General features: G+C 74.0%; 14 protein-coding genes. 4 read left to right on the top strand and 10 right to left on the bottom strand.

Annotated features, from left to right (window positions below):
* The first annotated feature begins 42 nt into the window (after positions 1-42).
* From ACGGZK_RS07250 to ACGGZK_RS07240, 3 genes are read left to right on the top strand one after another with little or no spacing between them, the layout of a single operon-like run.
* Positions 43-1,092: a phosphotransferase family protein gene (locus ACGGZK_RS07250; protein WP_395245603.1), complete on the top strand. Its 1,050-nt coding sequence runs from the start codon at positions 43-45 to the stop codon at positions 1,090-1,092.
* Positions 1,092-2,357 (top strand): acyl-CoA dehydrogenase family protein, encoded by a 1,266-nt coding sequence (locus tag ACGGZK_RS07245; RefSeq protein ID WP_395245602.1) that lies wholly within the window; start codon positions 1,092-1,094, stop codon positions 2,355-2,357. Before ACGGZK_RS07250 ends, ACGGZK_RS07245 begins: the two co-directional genes overlap by 1 nt.
* A 24-nt stretch (positions 2,358-2,381) precedes the next feature.
* A complete protein-coding gene (locus ACGGZK_RS07240) occupies positions 2,382-3,977 on the top strand; it encodes an AMP-binding protein (RefSeq protein WP_395245601.1) in 1,596 nt (531 codons plus the stop codon).
* 354 nt (positions 3,978-4,331) lie between these two features.
* On the opposite strand, the gene ACGGZK_RS07235 is transcribed toward ACGGZK_RS07240, so the two are convergent.
* The 10 genes from ACGGZK_RS07235 to ACGGZK_RS07190 all read right to left on the bottom strand — a co-directional run bounded on the left by ACGGZK_RS07235 (position 4,332) and on the right by ACGGZK_RS07190 (position 12,878).
* A complete protein-coding gene (locus tag ACGGZK_RS07235) occupies positions 4,332-5,624 on the bottom strand; it encodes an ABC transporter substrate-binding protein (protein WP_395245600.1) in 1,293 nt (430 codons plus the stop codon).
* Positions 5,625-5,626: 2 nt separating this feature from the next.
* On the bottom strand, positions 5,627-6,859 hold the full coding sequence (locus ACGGZK_RS07230) for a branched-chain amino acid ABC transporter permease (protein WP_395245599.1): 1,233 nt from the start codon (positions 6,857-6,859) through the stop codon (positions 5,627-5,629).
* Complete coding sequence (locus ACGGZK_RS07225) at positions 6,856-7,734, bottom strand: branched-chain amino acid ABC transporter permease (RefSeq protein WP_395245598.1); 879 nt, start codon at positions 7,732-7,734, stop codon at positions 6,856-6,858. The genes ACGGZK_RS07230 and ACGGZK_RS07225 overlap by 4 nt, the downstream gene beginning before the upstream one ends.
* Entirely contained in the window at positions 7,734-8,450 is a 717-nt protein-coding gene (locus ACGGZK_RS07220; protein ID WP_395245597.1) for an ABC transporter ATP-binding protein, read from the bottom strand. The genes ACGGZK_RS07225 and ACGGZK_RS07220 overlap by 1 nt, the downstream gene beginning before the upstream one ends.
* Positions 8,447-9,202 carry an ABC transporter ATP-binding protein gene (locus ACGGZK_RS07215; protein WP_395245596.1) on the bottom strand — a complete coding sequence of 252 codons (756 nt, stop codon included), beginning with the start codon at positions 9,200-9,202 and terminating at the stop codon, positions 8,447-8,449. The genes ACGGZK_RS07220 and ACGGZK_RS07215 overlap by 4 nt, the downstream gene beginning before the upstream one ends.
* Positions 9,203-9,386: 184 nt before the next feature.
* Positions 9,387-9,551 carry a hypothetical protein gene (locus ACGGZK_RS07210; protein ID WP_395245595.1) on the bottom strand — a complete coding sequence of 55 codons (165 nt, stop codon included), beginning with the start codon at positions 9,549-9,551 and terminating at the stop codon, positions 9,387-9,389.
* 94 nt (positions 9,552-9,645) lie between these two features.
* The gene (locus ACGGZK_RS07205) at positions 9,646-10,431 is read right to left on the bottom strand and encodes a glucose 1-dehydrogenase (RefSeq protein WP_395245594.1); all 786 of its coding nucleotides are present in this window, start codon (positions 10,429-10,431) and stop codon (positions 9,646-9,648) included.
* Positions 10,428-11,501, bottom strand: coding sequence for an NADPH:quinone oxidoreductase family protein (locus ACGGZK_RS07200; RefSeq protein ID WP_395245593.1), 1,074 nt, complete (start codon positions 11,499-11,501; stop codon positions 10,428-10,430). The genes ACGGZK_RS07205 and ACGGZK_RS07200 overlap by 4 nt, the downstream gene beginning before the upstream one ends.
* On the bottom strand, positions 11,488-12,078 hold the full coding sequence (locus tag ACGGZK_RS07195) for a TetR/AcrR family transcriptional regulator (RefSeq protein WP_395245592.1): 591 nt from the start codon (positions 12,076-12,078) through the stop codon (positions 11,488-11,490). The genes ACGGZK_RS07200 and ACGGZK_RS07195 overlap by 14 nt, the downstream gene beginning before the upstream one ends.
* Positions 12,079-12,125: 47 nt before the next feature.
* Positions 12,126-12,878, bottom strand: a complete 753-nt coding sequence (locus tag ACGGZK_RS07190) for an SDR family oxidoreductase (protein WP_395245591.1) — start codon at positions 12,876-12,878, stop codon at positions 12,126-12,128.
* A 383-nt stretch (positions 12,879-13,261) separates the two neighbouring features.
* On the opposite strand from ACGGZK_RS07190, the gene ACGGZK_RS07185 reads away from it, so the two are divergent.
* Positions 13,262-14,680: a sugar porter family MFS transporter gene (locus ACGGZK_RS07185; RefSeq protein WP_395246045.1), complete on the top strand. Its 1,419-nt coding sequence runs from the start codon at positions 13,262-13,264 to the stop codon at positions 14,678-14,680.
* Positions 14,681-14,695 lie beyond the last annotated feature (15 nt).

Below are 14,695 nucleotides of genomic sequence, written 5' to 3'. Positions count from 1 at the left end.
GGCGCCGCGCCCCACGACGACGATGACGAGAGGCGGTCGCGGATGACCGACGTGCCGGGCCTGGACACCGGAGGGCTGACGCGCTGGCTGGAGGGCGCGCACCCCGACCTCGCGACGGGGCCGCTCACCGCCGAGCTCGTGTCCGGCGGGCGCAGCAACCTCACCTACCGCATCGACGGCGCCGCCCGACCGCTCGTACTCCGCCGACCGCCGCTCGGCCACGTGCTCTCGAGCGCGCACGACATGTTCCGCGAGCACCGCGTCATCGCCGCCCTCGCCGGCACCGCCGTACCGGTACCCGACGCGATCGACGTCGTCGACGACACCGTCGACGCCCGCGCCACCGGCACCCCGTTCTTCGTCATGAGCCGTGTGGAGGGCCGGGTGCTCGGCAGCCCGCGCGACAACGCCGGCCACGCCCCGTCAGGGCTCCACCGGCTCAGCCTCGAGCTCGCCGAGGTGCTCGCCGACCTGCACGCCGTCGACCCCGAGCGGGTCGGACTCGCCTCGTTCGGCCGCGGCGACGGGTACCTCGACCGGCAGCTCGCCACCTGGCGACGGCAGTACGACGCGAGCCGGTCGCGCGAGCTCCCCGCACTCGACGAGCTGCAGGAGCGGCTCGGCGAGCGCCGGCCCGAGGCATCCGCCACGACCCTCGTCCACGGCGACTACCGGCTCGACAACGCGATCGTCGCGGGTCCGGCCGACGCACCCCGCATCGCCGCCATCCTCGACTGGGAGATGGCGACCCTCGGCGACCCGCTCGTCGACCTCGGCATGCTCGGGCTGTATTGGAACATCGCCGACCTGCCGGGCGCGGCCGCCGTCGCGCACAGCTCGGTCGACCCCGACGCCGGCTACCCGCCCTTCGACGAGCTCGTCGACGCGTACGCCGCCCGGCTCGGCCGGCGCACCCCCGACCTCGGCTGGTACCGGGCGTTCGCCGCCTACAAGCTCGCCGTCATCCTCGAGGGCATCCACGTCCGGTACCGCGCCGGCGAGACCGTCGGCGACGGCTTCGACCGGATCGGCGAGCTCGTCGAGCCGCTCGCCGCCGAGGGCCTCGCCCGCGCCGCCGTGGGGAGCCGCTGATGGACTTCGCCCACGACCCCCGCACGGTCGCGCTCCGCGACGAGGTGCGCGCGTTCGTCCGCGACCGGGCCATCCCCGCCGAGCCGGTGCTCGACGCGCAGCTCGCCGCGACGCCCGACGAATGGTCGTTCCGGCCGGTCGTCGACGAGCTCCGCGCCGAGGCGCGGGCGGCCGGGCTCTGGAACCTGTTCCTGCCGCGCGAGCGCGGCGCCGAGCATGGCGCCGGCCGGCTCGGCGCGGGCCTCACGAACCTGCAGTACGCGCCGCTCGCGGAGGAGACCGGCTGGAGCCCGCGGCTCGCGCCCGTCGCCCTGAACTGCGCCGCCCCCGACACGGGCAATATGGAGCTCCTCGCCGAGTTCGGCACGTCCGCGCAGCGGGCCGAGTGGCTCGAGCCGCTGCTCGACGCACGCATCCGGTCGGCGTTCTGCATGACCGAACCCGACGTCGCCTCGTCGGATGCCACGAACATCGCCACCCGCATCCGCCGCGACGGCGACGACCTCGTGATCACCGGCCGCAAGTGGTGGTCGACGGGCGCGATGAACCCCGACGCGCGCCTCCTCATAGTCATGGGCAAGACCGACCCCGACGCCGATCGGCACCGGCAGCAGTCGATGGTGCTGGTGCCGCGCGACACCCCGGGCGTGCGCATCGTGCGCCCGCTCACCGTGTTCGGCTACGACGACCGCGACCACGGCGGCCACGCCGAGGTCGTCTTCGACGAGGTGCGGGTGCCGCGCGCGAACCTGCTCGGCGGCGAGGGCGAGGGCTTCGCCATCGCGCAGGCCCGGCTCGGGCCCGGTCGCATCCACCACTGCATGCGCGCGATCGGCATGGCCGAGCGGGCCCTCGCCCTCGCCGGCCGCCGGGCGCACGACCGCACCGCGTTCGGGCGCACGCTCGCCGAGCAGGGCGTCATCCGCGAGTGGGTCGCCGAGGCCCGCGTCGAGCTCGAGGCGCTGCGCCTGCTCGTGCTGAAGACCGCCTGGCTCATGGACACCGTCGGCAACCGCCGGGCGATGACCGAGATCCAGGCCATCAAGATCGCCGTGCCGCGCGCGGTGCAGCGCATCGTCGACCGCGCGATCCAGGTGTTCGGCGCGGCCGGCCTCTCGGCCGACCAGCCGCTCGCCGAGCTCTACGCCGGCGCCCGGGCGCTGCGCCTCGCCGACGGGCCCGACGAGGTGCACCTGGCCTCGCTCGGGCGTGCCGAGTTGCAGCGCGCCGCCGACGACCGGCCCGAGGCATCCGCCCGCCCCTGATCCCACCACCGGAAGGACCCTGCAATGACGCACCTCCCCGACCAGGCCATCGACGGCGACGGCTTCGGCACCCTCTCGATCGCGAGCATCCTCGCGCACACCGCCACCCGCCGGCCCGACCGCCCGGCCCTCCACTTCGCGGGCACGACGACGACCTACGGCGACCTGTGGCGCGAGACCCGCGCCTACGCCGGCGCCCTCCGCGACCGCGGCATCGGGCGGGGCGACCGCGTCGCGATGATCGTGCCGAACGTGCCCGACTTCGCCCGTGTCTACTACGCGGTGCTGTCGCTCGGCGCGGTCGTCGTGCCCGTGCACCTCCTCTTCAAGGCCGAGGAGATCGAGTACGTGCTGCGCGACTCGGGCGCCGACCTCGTGGTGGTCGCCGCGCCCATGCTCGCCGAGGCGGCGCCGGCCGCAGCGGCCGCGGGCGTGCCGCTCGTGACCGTGCTGCTGCCGGCGTCGGGCGACGGCATCCCCCCGCTGCCGCGCCTCGAGGCCGAGGCCGCCGCGGCCGAGCCGATCGAGCGGCACGTCGCGATGCGTCCGACGGATGCCGCGACCGTCCTCTACACGAGCGGCACGACCGGGTTCCCGAAGGGCGCCGTCGGCTCGCACCTGGCCATGGTCGAGCAGGTGCACTGCTCGCTCATCGACTCGTTCGACCTGAACGCCGACGACGTGATCTTCGGCGGGCTGCCGCTGTTCCACTCGTTCGGGCAGATGGCGGTGCTGAACATGGCGTTCCGCGTCGGGGCGTCGATCATCCTGCTGCCGAAGTTCGACCCCGACCAGGCGCTCGCCCTGCTCGTCGCGCACGACGCGACCGTGTTCACCGCCGTGCCGACCATGTTCGTCGGCATGATCGAGGCCGCCTCGCGCACGGCCGAGCGGCCGCCGCTGCGGTTCGCCGTCTCGGGCGGCGCGGCCCTGCCCGTCGCCGTGCTGGAGGCGTTCGAGCACGCGTACGCCGCCGAGGTGCACGAGGGCTACGGCCTCACCGAGACGGCGCCGTCGGTGTCGTTCAACCTGATGGGCGAGCCGATCCGGCCCGGCACCGTCGGCCGGCCGATGTGGGGCGTCGACGTCGCGATCGCCGACCCCGAGCTCGAGGGCCGCGTCGAGCTGCTGCCCGACGCCGCCGACGGCGCCCTCGGCGAGATCGTCGTGCGCGGCCACAACCTCATGAAGGGGTACCTCGGGCGACCGGATGCCTCGGCCGAGGCCGTCGTCGACGGCTGGTTCCGCACCGGCGACCTGGGCACCTACGTCGACGGCATCCTCACGATCGTCGACCGCACGAAGGACATGATCGTCCGCAACGGCTACAACGTGTACCCGTCGGAGGTCGAGGCGGTGCTCGCCCGGCACCCGCACGTCGCCATCTCGGCGGTGTTCGGCGTGCACGACCACGTGCACGGGCAGGAGGTGCACGCAGCCGTCGTCGCGCACGACGGGCACGAGGTCGACGCGGCCGAGCTCGTCGCATTCGCGAAGGAGCGCATCGCCGCGTACAAGTACCCGCGGGTCGTGCACGTCGTCGACGCGCTGCCGATCGGCGCGAGCGGCAAGGTGCTGAAGCGGGCGCTGGTGGAGCAGTTCACGTCCGTGCCGAGCTGAGCGCGGCCGGCGCCCGGCGCCCTCGCCCGTCGCCCGTCGCAGCTCGCTTCGCCCGCTGACCCAGCCTTCGCCCTCACAACTCCAGGAAAATGGGCCCGATCCCCTCCCCACAGGGCGGATCGGGCCCATTTTCCTGTAATTGCGGGTACGCCCCGCCGGGAACCGCGCTCCGCCGGTCGGATGCGCCGCCGCACGTGCCTGCGCGTCCACCGGTCGGATGCGCCGCCCCACGTGCCGCCCACTGCCGGCGCGCGTGCCGGGCGCAGCGGCCCCCACGTGCACGCACGGATGCCCCGGGCCACGCGGCCCGGGGCATCCGTTCGCTGCTCGACGAGGCGAGGGGCGCGGTGGCGCCTACGCCCCCGGCACGCCCTCACCCGTCAGCGGCACCGGGTCGGCGTCGACCGCCTCGACCGCGCCGCCCTCAACCGCGTAGGTCGCGCCGACGAAGTCCTGCACGCCCTGGTCGACGGCGGTGATGCCGACGCCGACGTACGCGGCGTGGCTGTCCTCGGCGAACGCGAGCGGCAGGATGCCGTTGCCGACCAGGTCGCCCGACGTGATCGCGTCGACCAGCGACTGCCGGGTCGGGTCGTCGCCGGCCTTCGCGAGCGCCTCGGCGAACAGGTAGCCGACGCTCATGCCGTAGACGGTGTTGCCGTCGAAGGTCGCGCCCGCGTTGTACTCGTCGTTGATCTGGCGGAACAGCTCGACCCACTCGCCGTCGGGGCTGAACGGCAGGTAGTTCGTCGACGTGAAGCCCTGGAGCAGCTTCGGGCCGAGGTCCTCGCCGAGGTAGCCGACGAGCGTCGGGTAGTCGCCGCCCGACGACGAGGAGAACCACTTCGGGAACCAGCCGAGCTTCGCGGCCGTGCCGACGGCGAGGGCGGTGAAGCCGTTGACGGTGGCGAGCATGGTGATCTCGCAGCCGGCCGACTGGAGGGCGCCGATCTGGGCGGTCACGTCCTGGTTCGACACCGAGTAGCGCTCGACGGCGGTGATGCCGTCGTCGCCGACGCCCTGCTCGACGCCGGCGATGAACTCCTCGCCGAAGTCGTCGTCCTGGCCGAGCACGCAGACCTTCGCGTCGGGCGCGGTGTCCTGCGCGTACTGCGCGAGGGCGGCGCCCTCGACGACGTAGTCGGCGTTGAACCCGAACGTCCAGGGGTACTCCTCGGGCTGGTTCCAGCTCGTCGACCCGGACGCGACGAACAGGTCGGGCACCTCGTTCTGGTTGAGGTAGTCGAGCACGGAGGTGTGCGTCGGCGTGCCGAGGCCGTTCAGGATGGCGAACACCTCGTCCTCCTGCACGAGCTCGCGCACGACGGTCTGGGTGGTCGCCGGGTTGTAGCCGTCGTCCTTCACGAGGTACTCGATCGTGCGGCCGTTGATGCCGCCCTGGTCGTTGACGTAGTCGAAGTACGCCTTCGTGGCGGCCGAGATCGACGAGTAGCCGGCGGCGGCCGGGCCCGTGAGGGGCTGGTGGCTGCCGATCGTGACGGTGTCGTCGGTGACGCCGGGCGTCGGGGCGTCGGCGGTCGTCGCGCCGGGCGTGCTGCACGCGGCGAGCGCGACGACGAGGGCGGCGGAGGCCGCGAGGGCGACCGCGGGCGCGACGGTGCGCCGGCGGGGTGTGCGGTGGGACATGGTCACCTCTCTGGTTCGGTTGGGATGGATTGCAGGTGCGGTGGAACGACTGGGAGGGCGGGCGCGGATGCCTCGCGCATGGCGGATGCCTCGCGCCGACCGGATGCCTCGGCCGGAGCGGCACCGGCGACCTGTGGGGAACCCGCGGCCCGGGGCATCCGCCTCGCCCGCGATCGGGCGCGCAGCGAGGCGAGCGCGCCCGCGATGCCGCCCGGCCAGGCGGCGGTGACGACGATGAGGAGGGCGCCGAAGACGAGCACGGGCAGGTTGCCGCTGAGGCGCTGCTCGAGCTCGACCGGCAGGTCGAGCGCCGAGGTGAGGGTGCCGATCAGCCACGGCAGCAGCACGACGACGACCGCCCCGACCAGCGCGCCGCCGAGGCTGCCGAGCCCGCCGACGACGACCGCGACGACGAGCAGCAGCGAGAACGCGAGCGTGTACCCGCCGGGGCTGACCGACTGGGTCACGAAGCAGAGCAGCGCGCCGCCGGCGCCCGCGGCGACCGCGCTGACCGTGAACGCCTGCACCTTCACCGTGCGCGACGGGATGCCGGCGAGCCGGGCGGCGGTCTCGTCACCGTGCACCGCGCGCATGCGGAGCCCGAGCCGGCCGCGTCGCAGCACGGCGAGCCAGGTCACGACGACCGCGGTGACGAGGATCGCGACCCACGCCTGCCACTGCTCGACGGCGATGAGCCGTTCGAGCACCTCGGGCACGGGCTCGTACGGCACCTGCACGCCCTGGTCGCCGCGGAAGACGCCCGAGAACACGCTCGTGACGGCCGGCAGCGCGATGACGAGCGCGAGTGTGACGCCGGCGAGGTACGGGCCGCGCAGGCGGGCGCCGGCGAGCCCGAGCAGCAGCCCGAGCGCACCCGACGCGGCGATCGCGCCGGCGACGCCGAGCAGGAACCGGGGCACGCCGTCGAGCCCGGTGTCGGCGAGCGCGTTCACCGTGAGCGCGTACCCGTACCCGCCGGCGGCCATGAGGGCCGCGTGCCCGAGCGAGAGCTGGCCGCTCAGGCCGATGAGGAGGGTCAGCCCGCCGGTGGCGCAGAAGGTCGCCGCGACGAGCGCGAGCTGGTAGTTCCGGTACGGGTCGAGGAGGAACGTGCCGCCGATGGCGAGCGCGGCGAGGAGGGCGGCGGTGCCGAGCAGGCGGGCGGTCGTCGCGTGCTGGGCGGATGCGCCGGAGCGCGGCGTCGTGGCGGTGGAGCGCGGCGTCGTGGCGGTCATGCGGTGCGCGCCTCCCGCACCTGGAAGATGCCGCCGGGGCGCACGAGCAGCACGACGACGAGCAGCACGAGCACCGCGATCGGCGCGACCGTGGCGCCGAGCGTGCCGGTGACGAGGCTGACCAGCACGCCGACGACGAGCCCGCCGACGAGGGCGCCGAGCGGCGAGTCGAGCCCGCCGACGACCGCGACGGTGAACGCGGTGACGAACAGCAGGTCGGCCGAGTGCGGCGTGAGGCCGAGCTCGGTCGGCACGAGCAGCAGCGCGGCGAGCGCGGCGACGGCCGACGAGAGCATCCAGCCGAGCGAGCGGAGTCGCGGCACCCGCACCCCGAGGAGCCGGGACACCTCGGGCGCGAGCGCCGACGCCCGCAGCTGCAGGCCGACCGTCGTGCGGGTGAACAGCAGCGCGAGCGCGCCCATCACGACGACCGCGACGACCAGCACGAAGAGGTCGTACGGCGAGAGCACCGGCACCCCGCCGACCATGATCGGCGACTGGTCGAACGGCGCCCGCATGGGCCGCACCTCCTGGCCGAACAGGATGCCGAGGAGCGACTGCAGCACCATCACCAGCCCGATCGCGATGATCACGCCCGACAGCGGCGAGCCGGCCGGTGCGAAGCGCATGACCCCGCGTTCGACGCCGACGCCGATGAGGGCGCCGGCGAGGATCGCGCTCGCGAGGCCCGCCCAGTACGAGCCCGTGGCGGCCGTGACGGCGAACGCGACGTAGGTCGCGACGACGGCCATCGCACCCTGCGCGAAGTTCACGATGCGGGCGGCGCGCCAGATGATCACGAGCGACAGCGCGAACAGCGCGAGGATCGCACCGCGCGCGAGGCCGGTGGCGAGGAGGAAGAGCAGTCGGTCCATCAGAATCCCAGGTAGGCGTGGCGGAGGGCGGGGTCGGCGGCGAGGTCGGCCGCGGGAGCGTCGGCGACGATCTCGCCGAGGCCGAGCACGATGCCGCGATCGGCGATCGAGAGGGCGCTGGTCACGTTCTGCTCGGCGAGGAGCACGGTGAGGCCGGTGCGGTCGGCGGTGTCGCGGAGGACGCCGAGGAGCTGGGCGACCACGAGCGGCGCGAGCCCGAGCGACGGCTCGTCGAGCAGGAGCACGCGCGGCTCGGCGACGAGCGCCCGGACGAGGGCGAGCATCTGGCGCTCGCCGCCCGAGAGCTGGTGGCCGAGGCTGCGCCGGCGCCGGGCGAGCGGCTCGAACAGGTCGTACATGCCGGCGACGGCGCGGGTGCGGGCCGGCCCGCGGTGCCGCCACAGCGCGCCGAGGCGCAGGTTCTCGTCGACGGTGAGCTCGGCGACGACGCTGCGCCCCTCGGGCACCTGCGCGAGGCCGGCGCGGGCCCGGTCCTCGACGGCGAGGCCGGCGAGGTCGCGGCCGTCGAGGCGGATGGCTCCCGCCCGCGGGGCGAGGAACCCGGCGACGGCGCGCATGAGGGTCGTCTTGCCGGCGCCGTTCGCCCCCAGCAGGGCGACGACGGCGCCCTCGGGGATCGACAGGGTGAGCCGGTCGAGCACGGGCGCGCCGACGTAGCCGACGGTGACGGCGTCGAGGTCGAGGATGCCGCTCACGATGCCGCCTGCACGCCGAGGTAGGCGGCCTCGACCGCGGGGTCGGCCTGCACGTCGGCGGGCGTGCCGCGGGCGATGACGCGCCCGAAGTCGAGCACGACGATGCGGTCGGCGAGGCCCATCACGAAGTCGACGTGGTGCTCGACGAGGAGCACCGCGCAGCCGCCGTCGGCGACGCGCCGCACGGTGGCGGCGAGGTCGGCGATGTCCTCGCTGCCGAGTCCACCGGCGGGCTCGTCGAGGAGGAGGAGGGTGGGCCGGGTGACGAGCGCACGGGCCAGGGCGACGCGCTTGCGCACCGGGTAGGGCAGCTCGTCGACGCGGCGGCCGGCGAGGTCGCCGAGGCCGAGATCGGCGAGCACGGCGAGGGCGGCGGCGGATGCCTCGGCGCGCGGCGCACGGCCGAGCGGCGCGAGCACGTGCTCGAGCACGGTGAGCCCGTCGAACAGGCCGAGGCCCTGCAGGGTGCGCGCGACGCCGGCGCGGGTGAGCCCGACGGTGCTGCGCGGCACCGGCCGGCCGTCGAGCGCGATACGGCCGGCGCGACGGCGCACGAGGCCGCACACCGCGTTGAACGCGGTCGTCTTGCCGGCGCCGTTCGGGCCGATGAGCGCGACGACCTCGCCGTGGCCGACGTCGAACGTGACGTCGTCGAGGGCGGTCAGGCCGCCGAAGGCGACGGTGAGGCCGTCGACCTGGAGTCGCGGCGGGGCCCCGGGGGCGGGGCGCGGAACTGGGGTGGGGACGGACATCGGCACCTCTTCGTGTCGGAGTGTTCCTCACTGTACCCGAGAAACCGACCGGCCGGTATGCCGATGTTGCACGGAAGCCGATGGTCCCGCCACGGTCGCCGCAGTCCGCCCCCGGACGCGCGCGCCGGACGCACGCGAGGGCCGGGCGCGCCTACGCGCCCGGCCCTCGCGGTGCGGTGCGGGACTACTTCCCCTCCGCGTCGGCCTCCCCCGCGGCACGTGCCTCGCGGTCGGCCTTGATCGAGTCGAGGAACTCCTTCACGTCCGGCTCGACCTCAGCCTCGGTGTCGACGGGGAACCCGCGCTCCTGGACGAGCGGCTCCTCCAGTGGGTCGACGAAATCGGTCATGACGCCCCCTTCCTGCTCCGACCGTACGTGCCGCAGGAGACATCCGGAAGGGGTGACCGCCGATCGGCGACGTCCGGCGCCGCCCGCCTCCGCGTCAGCGGTGCGCGATCGCCTGCACCATCCCGCCGTCGACGACGAACTCGGCACCGGTCGTGAACGCCGAGGCGTCGCTCGCGAGGAACACGATCGTGCCCGAGACATCCGCCGGCTCGCCCGGCCGCCCGAGCGGGATCTCGAGGCGGTCGGGATCGATGCGCGTCGTCATCTCGGTGCGGATGAAGCCGGGATGCACCGAGTTCACGCGGATCCCGTCGGCGCCGAGCTCGACCGCGAGCGACTTCGTCAGCCCGCGCACCCCGAACTTCGAGGCCGTGTACCCGTGCAGGTGCGGGCTGCCGCGGAGCCCCTCCACCGACGAGACGTTGATGATCGACCCGCGCCCGGCGGCCTTCATCGCGGGCGCGACGGCCCGGCAGCCGAGGAACACGCCGGTGAGGTTCACGCCGATGACGGCGTTCCACTTGGCGAGCGAGAAGTGCTCGATGGGGGCGGCGTTCGCGATGCCGGCGTTGTTGACGAGCACGTCGATCGCGCCCTCGGCGGCGAGGGTGCCGGCGACGAGCGCGGCCCAGCCGTCCTCGTCGGTGACGTCGAGATGGGCGAACCGCGCGCGGTCCCCCAGCGAGGCGGCGAGCGCGGCACCGTCGTCGCCGAGCACGTCGGCGATGACCACCCGGGCGCCCGCGGCGTGGAGGGCCCGCGCGTAGGCCTCGCCGAGGCCGCGGGCGCCGCCGGTGACGATCGCGACGCGCCCGTCGAGGGCGAACGAGGGCGCGGCGTCGGCCCGGGTGTCGGCCCGGGAGCCTGCGGCGCCGCTCATCCCGCGACCCGCACGACGATGCGGCCGGTGGTCGCGCCGCCGGCGAGCCGCTGCACGGCGGCGGGTGCGTCGGCGAACGGCACCACGTCGACGACGGGCGCGATCGCGCCGGTCGCGGCGAGGCGTTCGAGCTCGGCGTGCGCGGCCGCGACGAGGTCGGGCCGCTGCTGCTGGTACAGCGCCCAGTGCAGCCCCAGCACCGAGTAGTTCTTCACGAGCGGATGGTTCGCGCGGATGGCCTGGATCTCGCCGCCGGCGAACCCGACCACGACGATGCGCCCCTCGAAGGCGATGCACTTCGTCGACGCCTCGTACGCGGCACCGCCCACGGGATCGAACACGACGTCGGCGCCGTGTCCGCCGGTGGCGTCCTTGACGGCGGCCACGAGGTCGTCGCGCCCGCGCACGAGCACGACCTCGGCGCCCGCGTCGCGGGCGACGGCCGCCTTGGCGTCGCTGCCGACGACCCCGATCACCCGGGCCCCGGCCGCGACGCCGAGCTGCACCGCCGCGACGCCGACGCCGCCCGCGGCCGCGTGCACGAGCAACCACTCGCCGGCCTGCAGCACGGCCCGCCGGTGCAGCCCGAACCAGGCGGTCTGGTACGCGATGGTGAGGGCGGCGGATGCCTCGTCGTCGAGCGCCTCCGGCGCCCGGTGCACCGCCACGGCGGGCACGACCGCGTACTCCGAGAGCACGCCGATCTGCGAGCCGACGACCCGGTCGCCGACGGCGAACGCCGGCGCCGCGGCGCCCGCCCTGCTCGGGGCATCCGTCTCGCCCGGGGCATCCGCGCCGATCTCGACCACGTCGCCGCTCAGCTCGATGCCCGGGATGAACGGCGGCTCGGGCCGCACCTGGTACTGGCCGCGGGCGAGCAGCACGTCGGGGAAGTTCACGGCGACCGCGCGGGTGCGCACGAGCACCTCGCCGGGGCCGGGCCGGGGCACCGGCACCTCGTGGAGCTCGAGCACCTCCTCGGGCTCGCCCGTGCGCGTGACGCGCCAGGCCCGCATCGTCGCGGGTGCGGTCGGCGCCGACGGGCGCTCGGTCGTCTCAGGGTGTGGCATCCGTCCTCCTGATGCTCCGCAGGAACAGGTCGGTGAGCTGCTCGGCGACGAGCGTCTTGCCCTCTGGGCCATCGGGCGAGTACCAGTGCGAGAGGTAGTGCACGTCGCTGAAGAAGTGGGCGATGAGCACCGGCTGCGGGATGTCGGTGCGGTAGATCCCCTCGGCCTGCCCCTGCTCGAGCAGGGCGGCGAAGCGGTCGTGGTAGACCCGCCGGCGGCGGGTGACCTCCTGCTGGCGCGGCGCGCTCAGCATGTGCAGGCTGCGGAAGAACACCGTGCCCTCCGGGAGGAAGTCGATCGACGTCTCGATGACGTCGACGCAGACGGCGCGCAGCACCTCGTCGACCGGGCCGCCGCGCGAGGTGATCTCCTCGAGCCGCCCCTGCTGCAGCGTCAGCATGCGGTCGTAGATGGCGAAGAGCAGGTCGTCCTTCGACTCGAAGTAGTGGTACATCGCGCCCTTGGTGACGCCCGCGGCCTCGACGATCTGCTGCACGCTGGTGTTGGCGTACCCCTGTGCGGCGAACAGCTCGACGGCGGCACGGGTGACCTCGTCGGCGACACTGACATCCTTCATGCGCTCACTCCTCCAGCGACCGGAACCACGCGACCCATCCTTCCGCGTCAGCCGATCGGCCGGATGCTGGCGCCGCCGTCGATCACGATCGTCTGCCCGGTGATCCAGGCCGCGTCGTCGGAGAGCAGGAACGCGACGGGCCCCGCGACGTCGGCCGGCTCGCCGAGGCGGGCGAGCGGGTACTCGGCGGCGACCTCGGCCTCGCGGCCCTCGTAGAGCGCCCGGGCGAACGCGGTCTTCACGACGGCCGGCGCGACGGCGTTGACCCGCAGGCCCGGGGCGAGCTCGTGCGCGAGCTGCACGGTGAGGTTGATGAGCGCGGCCTTGGAGACGCCGTAGAACGGGATGTTCCCGGCGGCGGCGAGCCCGGAGATCGAGGAGAGGTTGACGACCGAGCGGCCGAGCCCGGCGGCGACGGCGTCGCGGGTCCACTCGAACGCGGCGATGAGGTTGACCTCGAGGATCTTCCGGATCGCGGCCGGGTCGGCCTCGAGCGCGGGACCCCAGATCGGGTTGATGCCCGCGTTGTTCACGAGATGGTCGAGGCGGCCGTGCCGCTCGGCGAGGTGGGCGAAGACGGCGGCACGGTGCTCGGGGTCGTCGGCTCGGCCCGCGACGGCGGTCGCGGCGCCGGCGTCGAACTCGTCGGCGAGTTCCGCGACGGCCGCGTCGAGGGCGTCCTGCTTGCGGCCCGTGAGCACCACGGCGGCCCCCTCGGATGCCAGGCGGCGCGCGATGGCGAAGCCGATGCCCCGGCTGCCGCCCGTGATCAGGGCGACGCGTCCCTCGAATCGCTGCACGGTGCTCCCTTGCTCGTGCCCGGCGTGACGCGCGGCGCGCCATACCGTCTGGTCGGTTTGTCGAAGCCACCGTAGCACGCCCGCGCGGCTACAGCGCACCGCGCGCCGCCGGGTGCCGTCATATGCCCTCCGGGGCATCCCGTCAACCCCGTTGTGTCGTCTTGCCTGCGCCGCCTTCGAGGAGAAGACTCCCGAGTGGGGGTTAGACGGGGCCGGGCGGTGACGCCGGCCCGGAGCCGCGATCGCGCGAGCGCGGTGTTCGACGTGCGCGCGACCGCCCGAGAGGAGCCACGATGACCGATTCCACCTCGAAGGCCGGCGCCGGCCCGACGGGCCCCGGCCCGGCCTCCGGGCGCGCCGAGGACGGCGGTCCGACCAAGGCCATGAAGGCGAAGGCCATCGGCCTCGCCATCGCCGCCGCCGTCGGCGGCTTCCTGTTCGGATTCGACTCGTCCGTCATCAACGGCGCCGTCGACGCGGTCTCGAGCGACTTCGCCCTCAACGACGTCATCACCGGCTTCGTCGTCGCGATCGCGCTGCTCGGCTGCGCGCTCGGCGCATGGATGGCGGGCGGCATCGCCGACCGCTGGGGGCGCCTCCGGGTCATGTTCCTCGGCGGCATCATGTTCCTCGTCAGCTCGATCGGGTCGGGCTTCGCATTCGCCGCCTGGGACCTCGCGCTCTGGCGCGTCATCGGCGGCATCGGGATCGGGATCGCCTCCGTGGTGGCGCCGGCCTACATCTCCGAGATCGCACCGAAGCGCATCCGCGGCAGCCTCGCCTCCCTCCAGCAGCTCGCGATCACCCTCGGCATCTTCGCCGCCCTCCTCAGCGACGCGCTCTTCGCGTGGGGCGCGGGCGGCGCGAACGAGCCGTTCTGGTTCGGCCTCGACGCGTGGCGGTGGATGTTCCTCGCCTGCGTCGTCCCCGCCGCCGTCTACACGCTGCTGTCGTTCACCCTGCCGGAGTCGCCGCGCTACCTGCTCACCAAGGGCCGCGACGAGGAGGCCCGCGCGATCTTCGCCCAACTCGTGCCGGCGAACGAGCTCGACCGCTCGATCGCCGACATCGAGAAGCAGATCGCCGAGGACCAGCAGGGCGCGCAGGCGTCGCTGCGCGGGCCGAGGTTCGGGCTGAAGGGCATCGTCTGGATCGGCATCATCCTGTCGGTGTTCCAGCAGTTCGTCGGCATCAACGTGATCTTCTACTACTCGACGACGCTGTGGAGCGCCGTCGGGTTCGACGAGTCCGACTCCTTCGCGATCAGCGTGTTCACCTCGGTCACGAACGTGCTCGTGACGCTCGTCGCGATCGCCCTGGTCGACCGCATCGGGCGCCGCCCGATCCTGATCGCCGGCTCCGCGGGCATGGCCGTCTCGCTCGGGGCGATGGCGGTCGCATTCGCGTTCGCCGACACCGCGGCCGACGGCACGGTCACCCTGCCCGGCGCCTGGGGGCCGATCGCCCTCGTCGCCGCCAACCTCTTCGTCGTCGCGTTCGGCGCGTCGTGGGGCCCGGTCGTCTGGGTGCTGCTCGGCGAGATCTTCCCCTCGCGCATCCGCGGCCGGGCGCTCGGCGTCGCCGCCTCCGCGCAGTGGATCGCGAACTTCCTCATCACCGTCAGCTTCCCGGCGATGTCGGCGTGGTCGCTGCCGCTCACATACGGCATGTACACCGTCTTCGCGGTGCTGTCGGGCATCTTCGTCATCGCGAAGATCCCCGAGACGCGCGGCATGGCGCTCGAGGAGGCCGAGGTCACGTTCGCCCGCAAGGGCAGCGCGAAGGCGAAGTCGACCGCGTAAGCCGGCACGACGCCC

The sequence above is a fragment of the Agromyces sp. MMS24-K17 genome (assembly GCF_043950245.1).
Classification (GTDB): Bacteria; Actinomycetota; Actinomycetes; order Actinomycetales; family Microbacteriaceae; genus Agromyces.
This window is presented reverse-complemented; position numbering and strand designations above follow the sequence as displayed.

Coding starts and splice junctions, on each gene's coding strand:
- ACGGZK_RS07250 (WP_395245603.1), top strand. CDS start 43: ATGACCGACGTGCCGGGCCTGGACACCGGAGGGCTGACGCGCTGGCTG.
- ACGGZK_RS07245 (WP_395245602.1), top strand. CDS start 1,092: ATGGACTTCGCCCACGACCCCCGCACGGTCGCGCTCCGCGACGAGGTG.
- ACGGZK_RS07240 (WP_395245601.1), top strand. CDS start 2,382: ATGACGCACCTCCCCGACCAGGCCATCGACGGCGACGGCTTCGGCACC.
- ACGGZK_RS07235 (WP_395245600.1), bottom strand. CDS start 5,624: ATGTCCCACCGCACACCCCGCCGGCGCACCGTCGCGCCCGCGGTCGCC.
- ACGGZK_RS07230 (WP_395245599.1), bottom strand. CDS start 6,859: ATGACCGCCACGACGCCGCGCTCCACCGCCACGACGCCGCGCTCCGGC.
- ACGGZK_RS07225 (WP_395245598.1), bottom strand. CDS start 7,734: ATGGACCGACTGCTCTTCCTCCTCGCCACCGGCCTCGCGCGCGGTGCG.
- ACGGZK_RS07215 (WP_395245596.1), bottom strand. CDS start 9,202: ATGTCCGTCCCCACCCCAGTTCCGCGCCCCGCCCCCGGGGCCCCGCCG.
- ACGGZK_RS07210 (WP_395245595.1), bottom strand. CDS start 9,551: ATGACCGATTTCGTCGACCCACTGGAGGAGCCGCTCGTCCAGGAGCGC.
- ACGGZK_RS07205 (WP_395245594.1), bottom strand. CDS start 10,431: ATGAGCGGCGCCGCAGGCTCCCGGGCCGACACCCGGGCCGACGCCGCG.
- ACGGZK_RS07200 (WP_395245593.1), bottom strand. CDS start 11,501: ATGCCACACCCTGAGACGACCGAGCGCCCGTCGGCGCCGACCGCACCC.
- ACGGZK_RS07195 (WP_395245592.1), bottom strand. CDS start 12,078: ATGAAGGATGTCAGTGTCGCCGACGAGGTCACCCGTGCCGCCGTCGAG.
- ACGGZK_RS07185 (WP_395246045.1), top strand. CDS start 13,262: ATGAAGGCGAAGGCCATCGGCCTCGCCATCGCCGCCGCCGTCGGCGGC.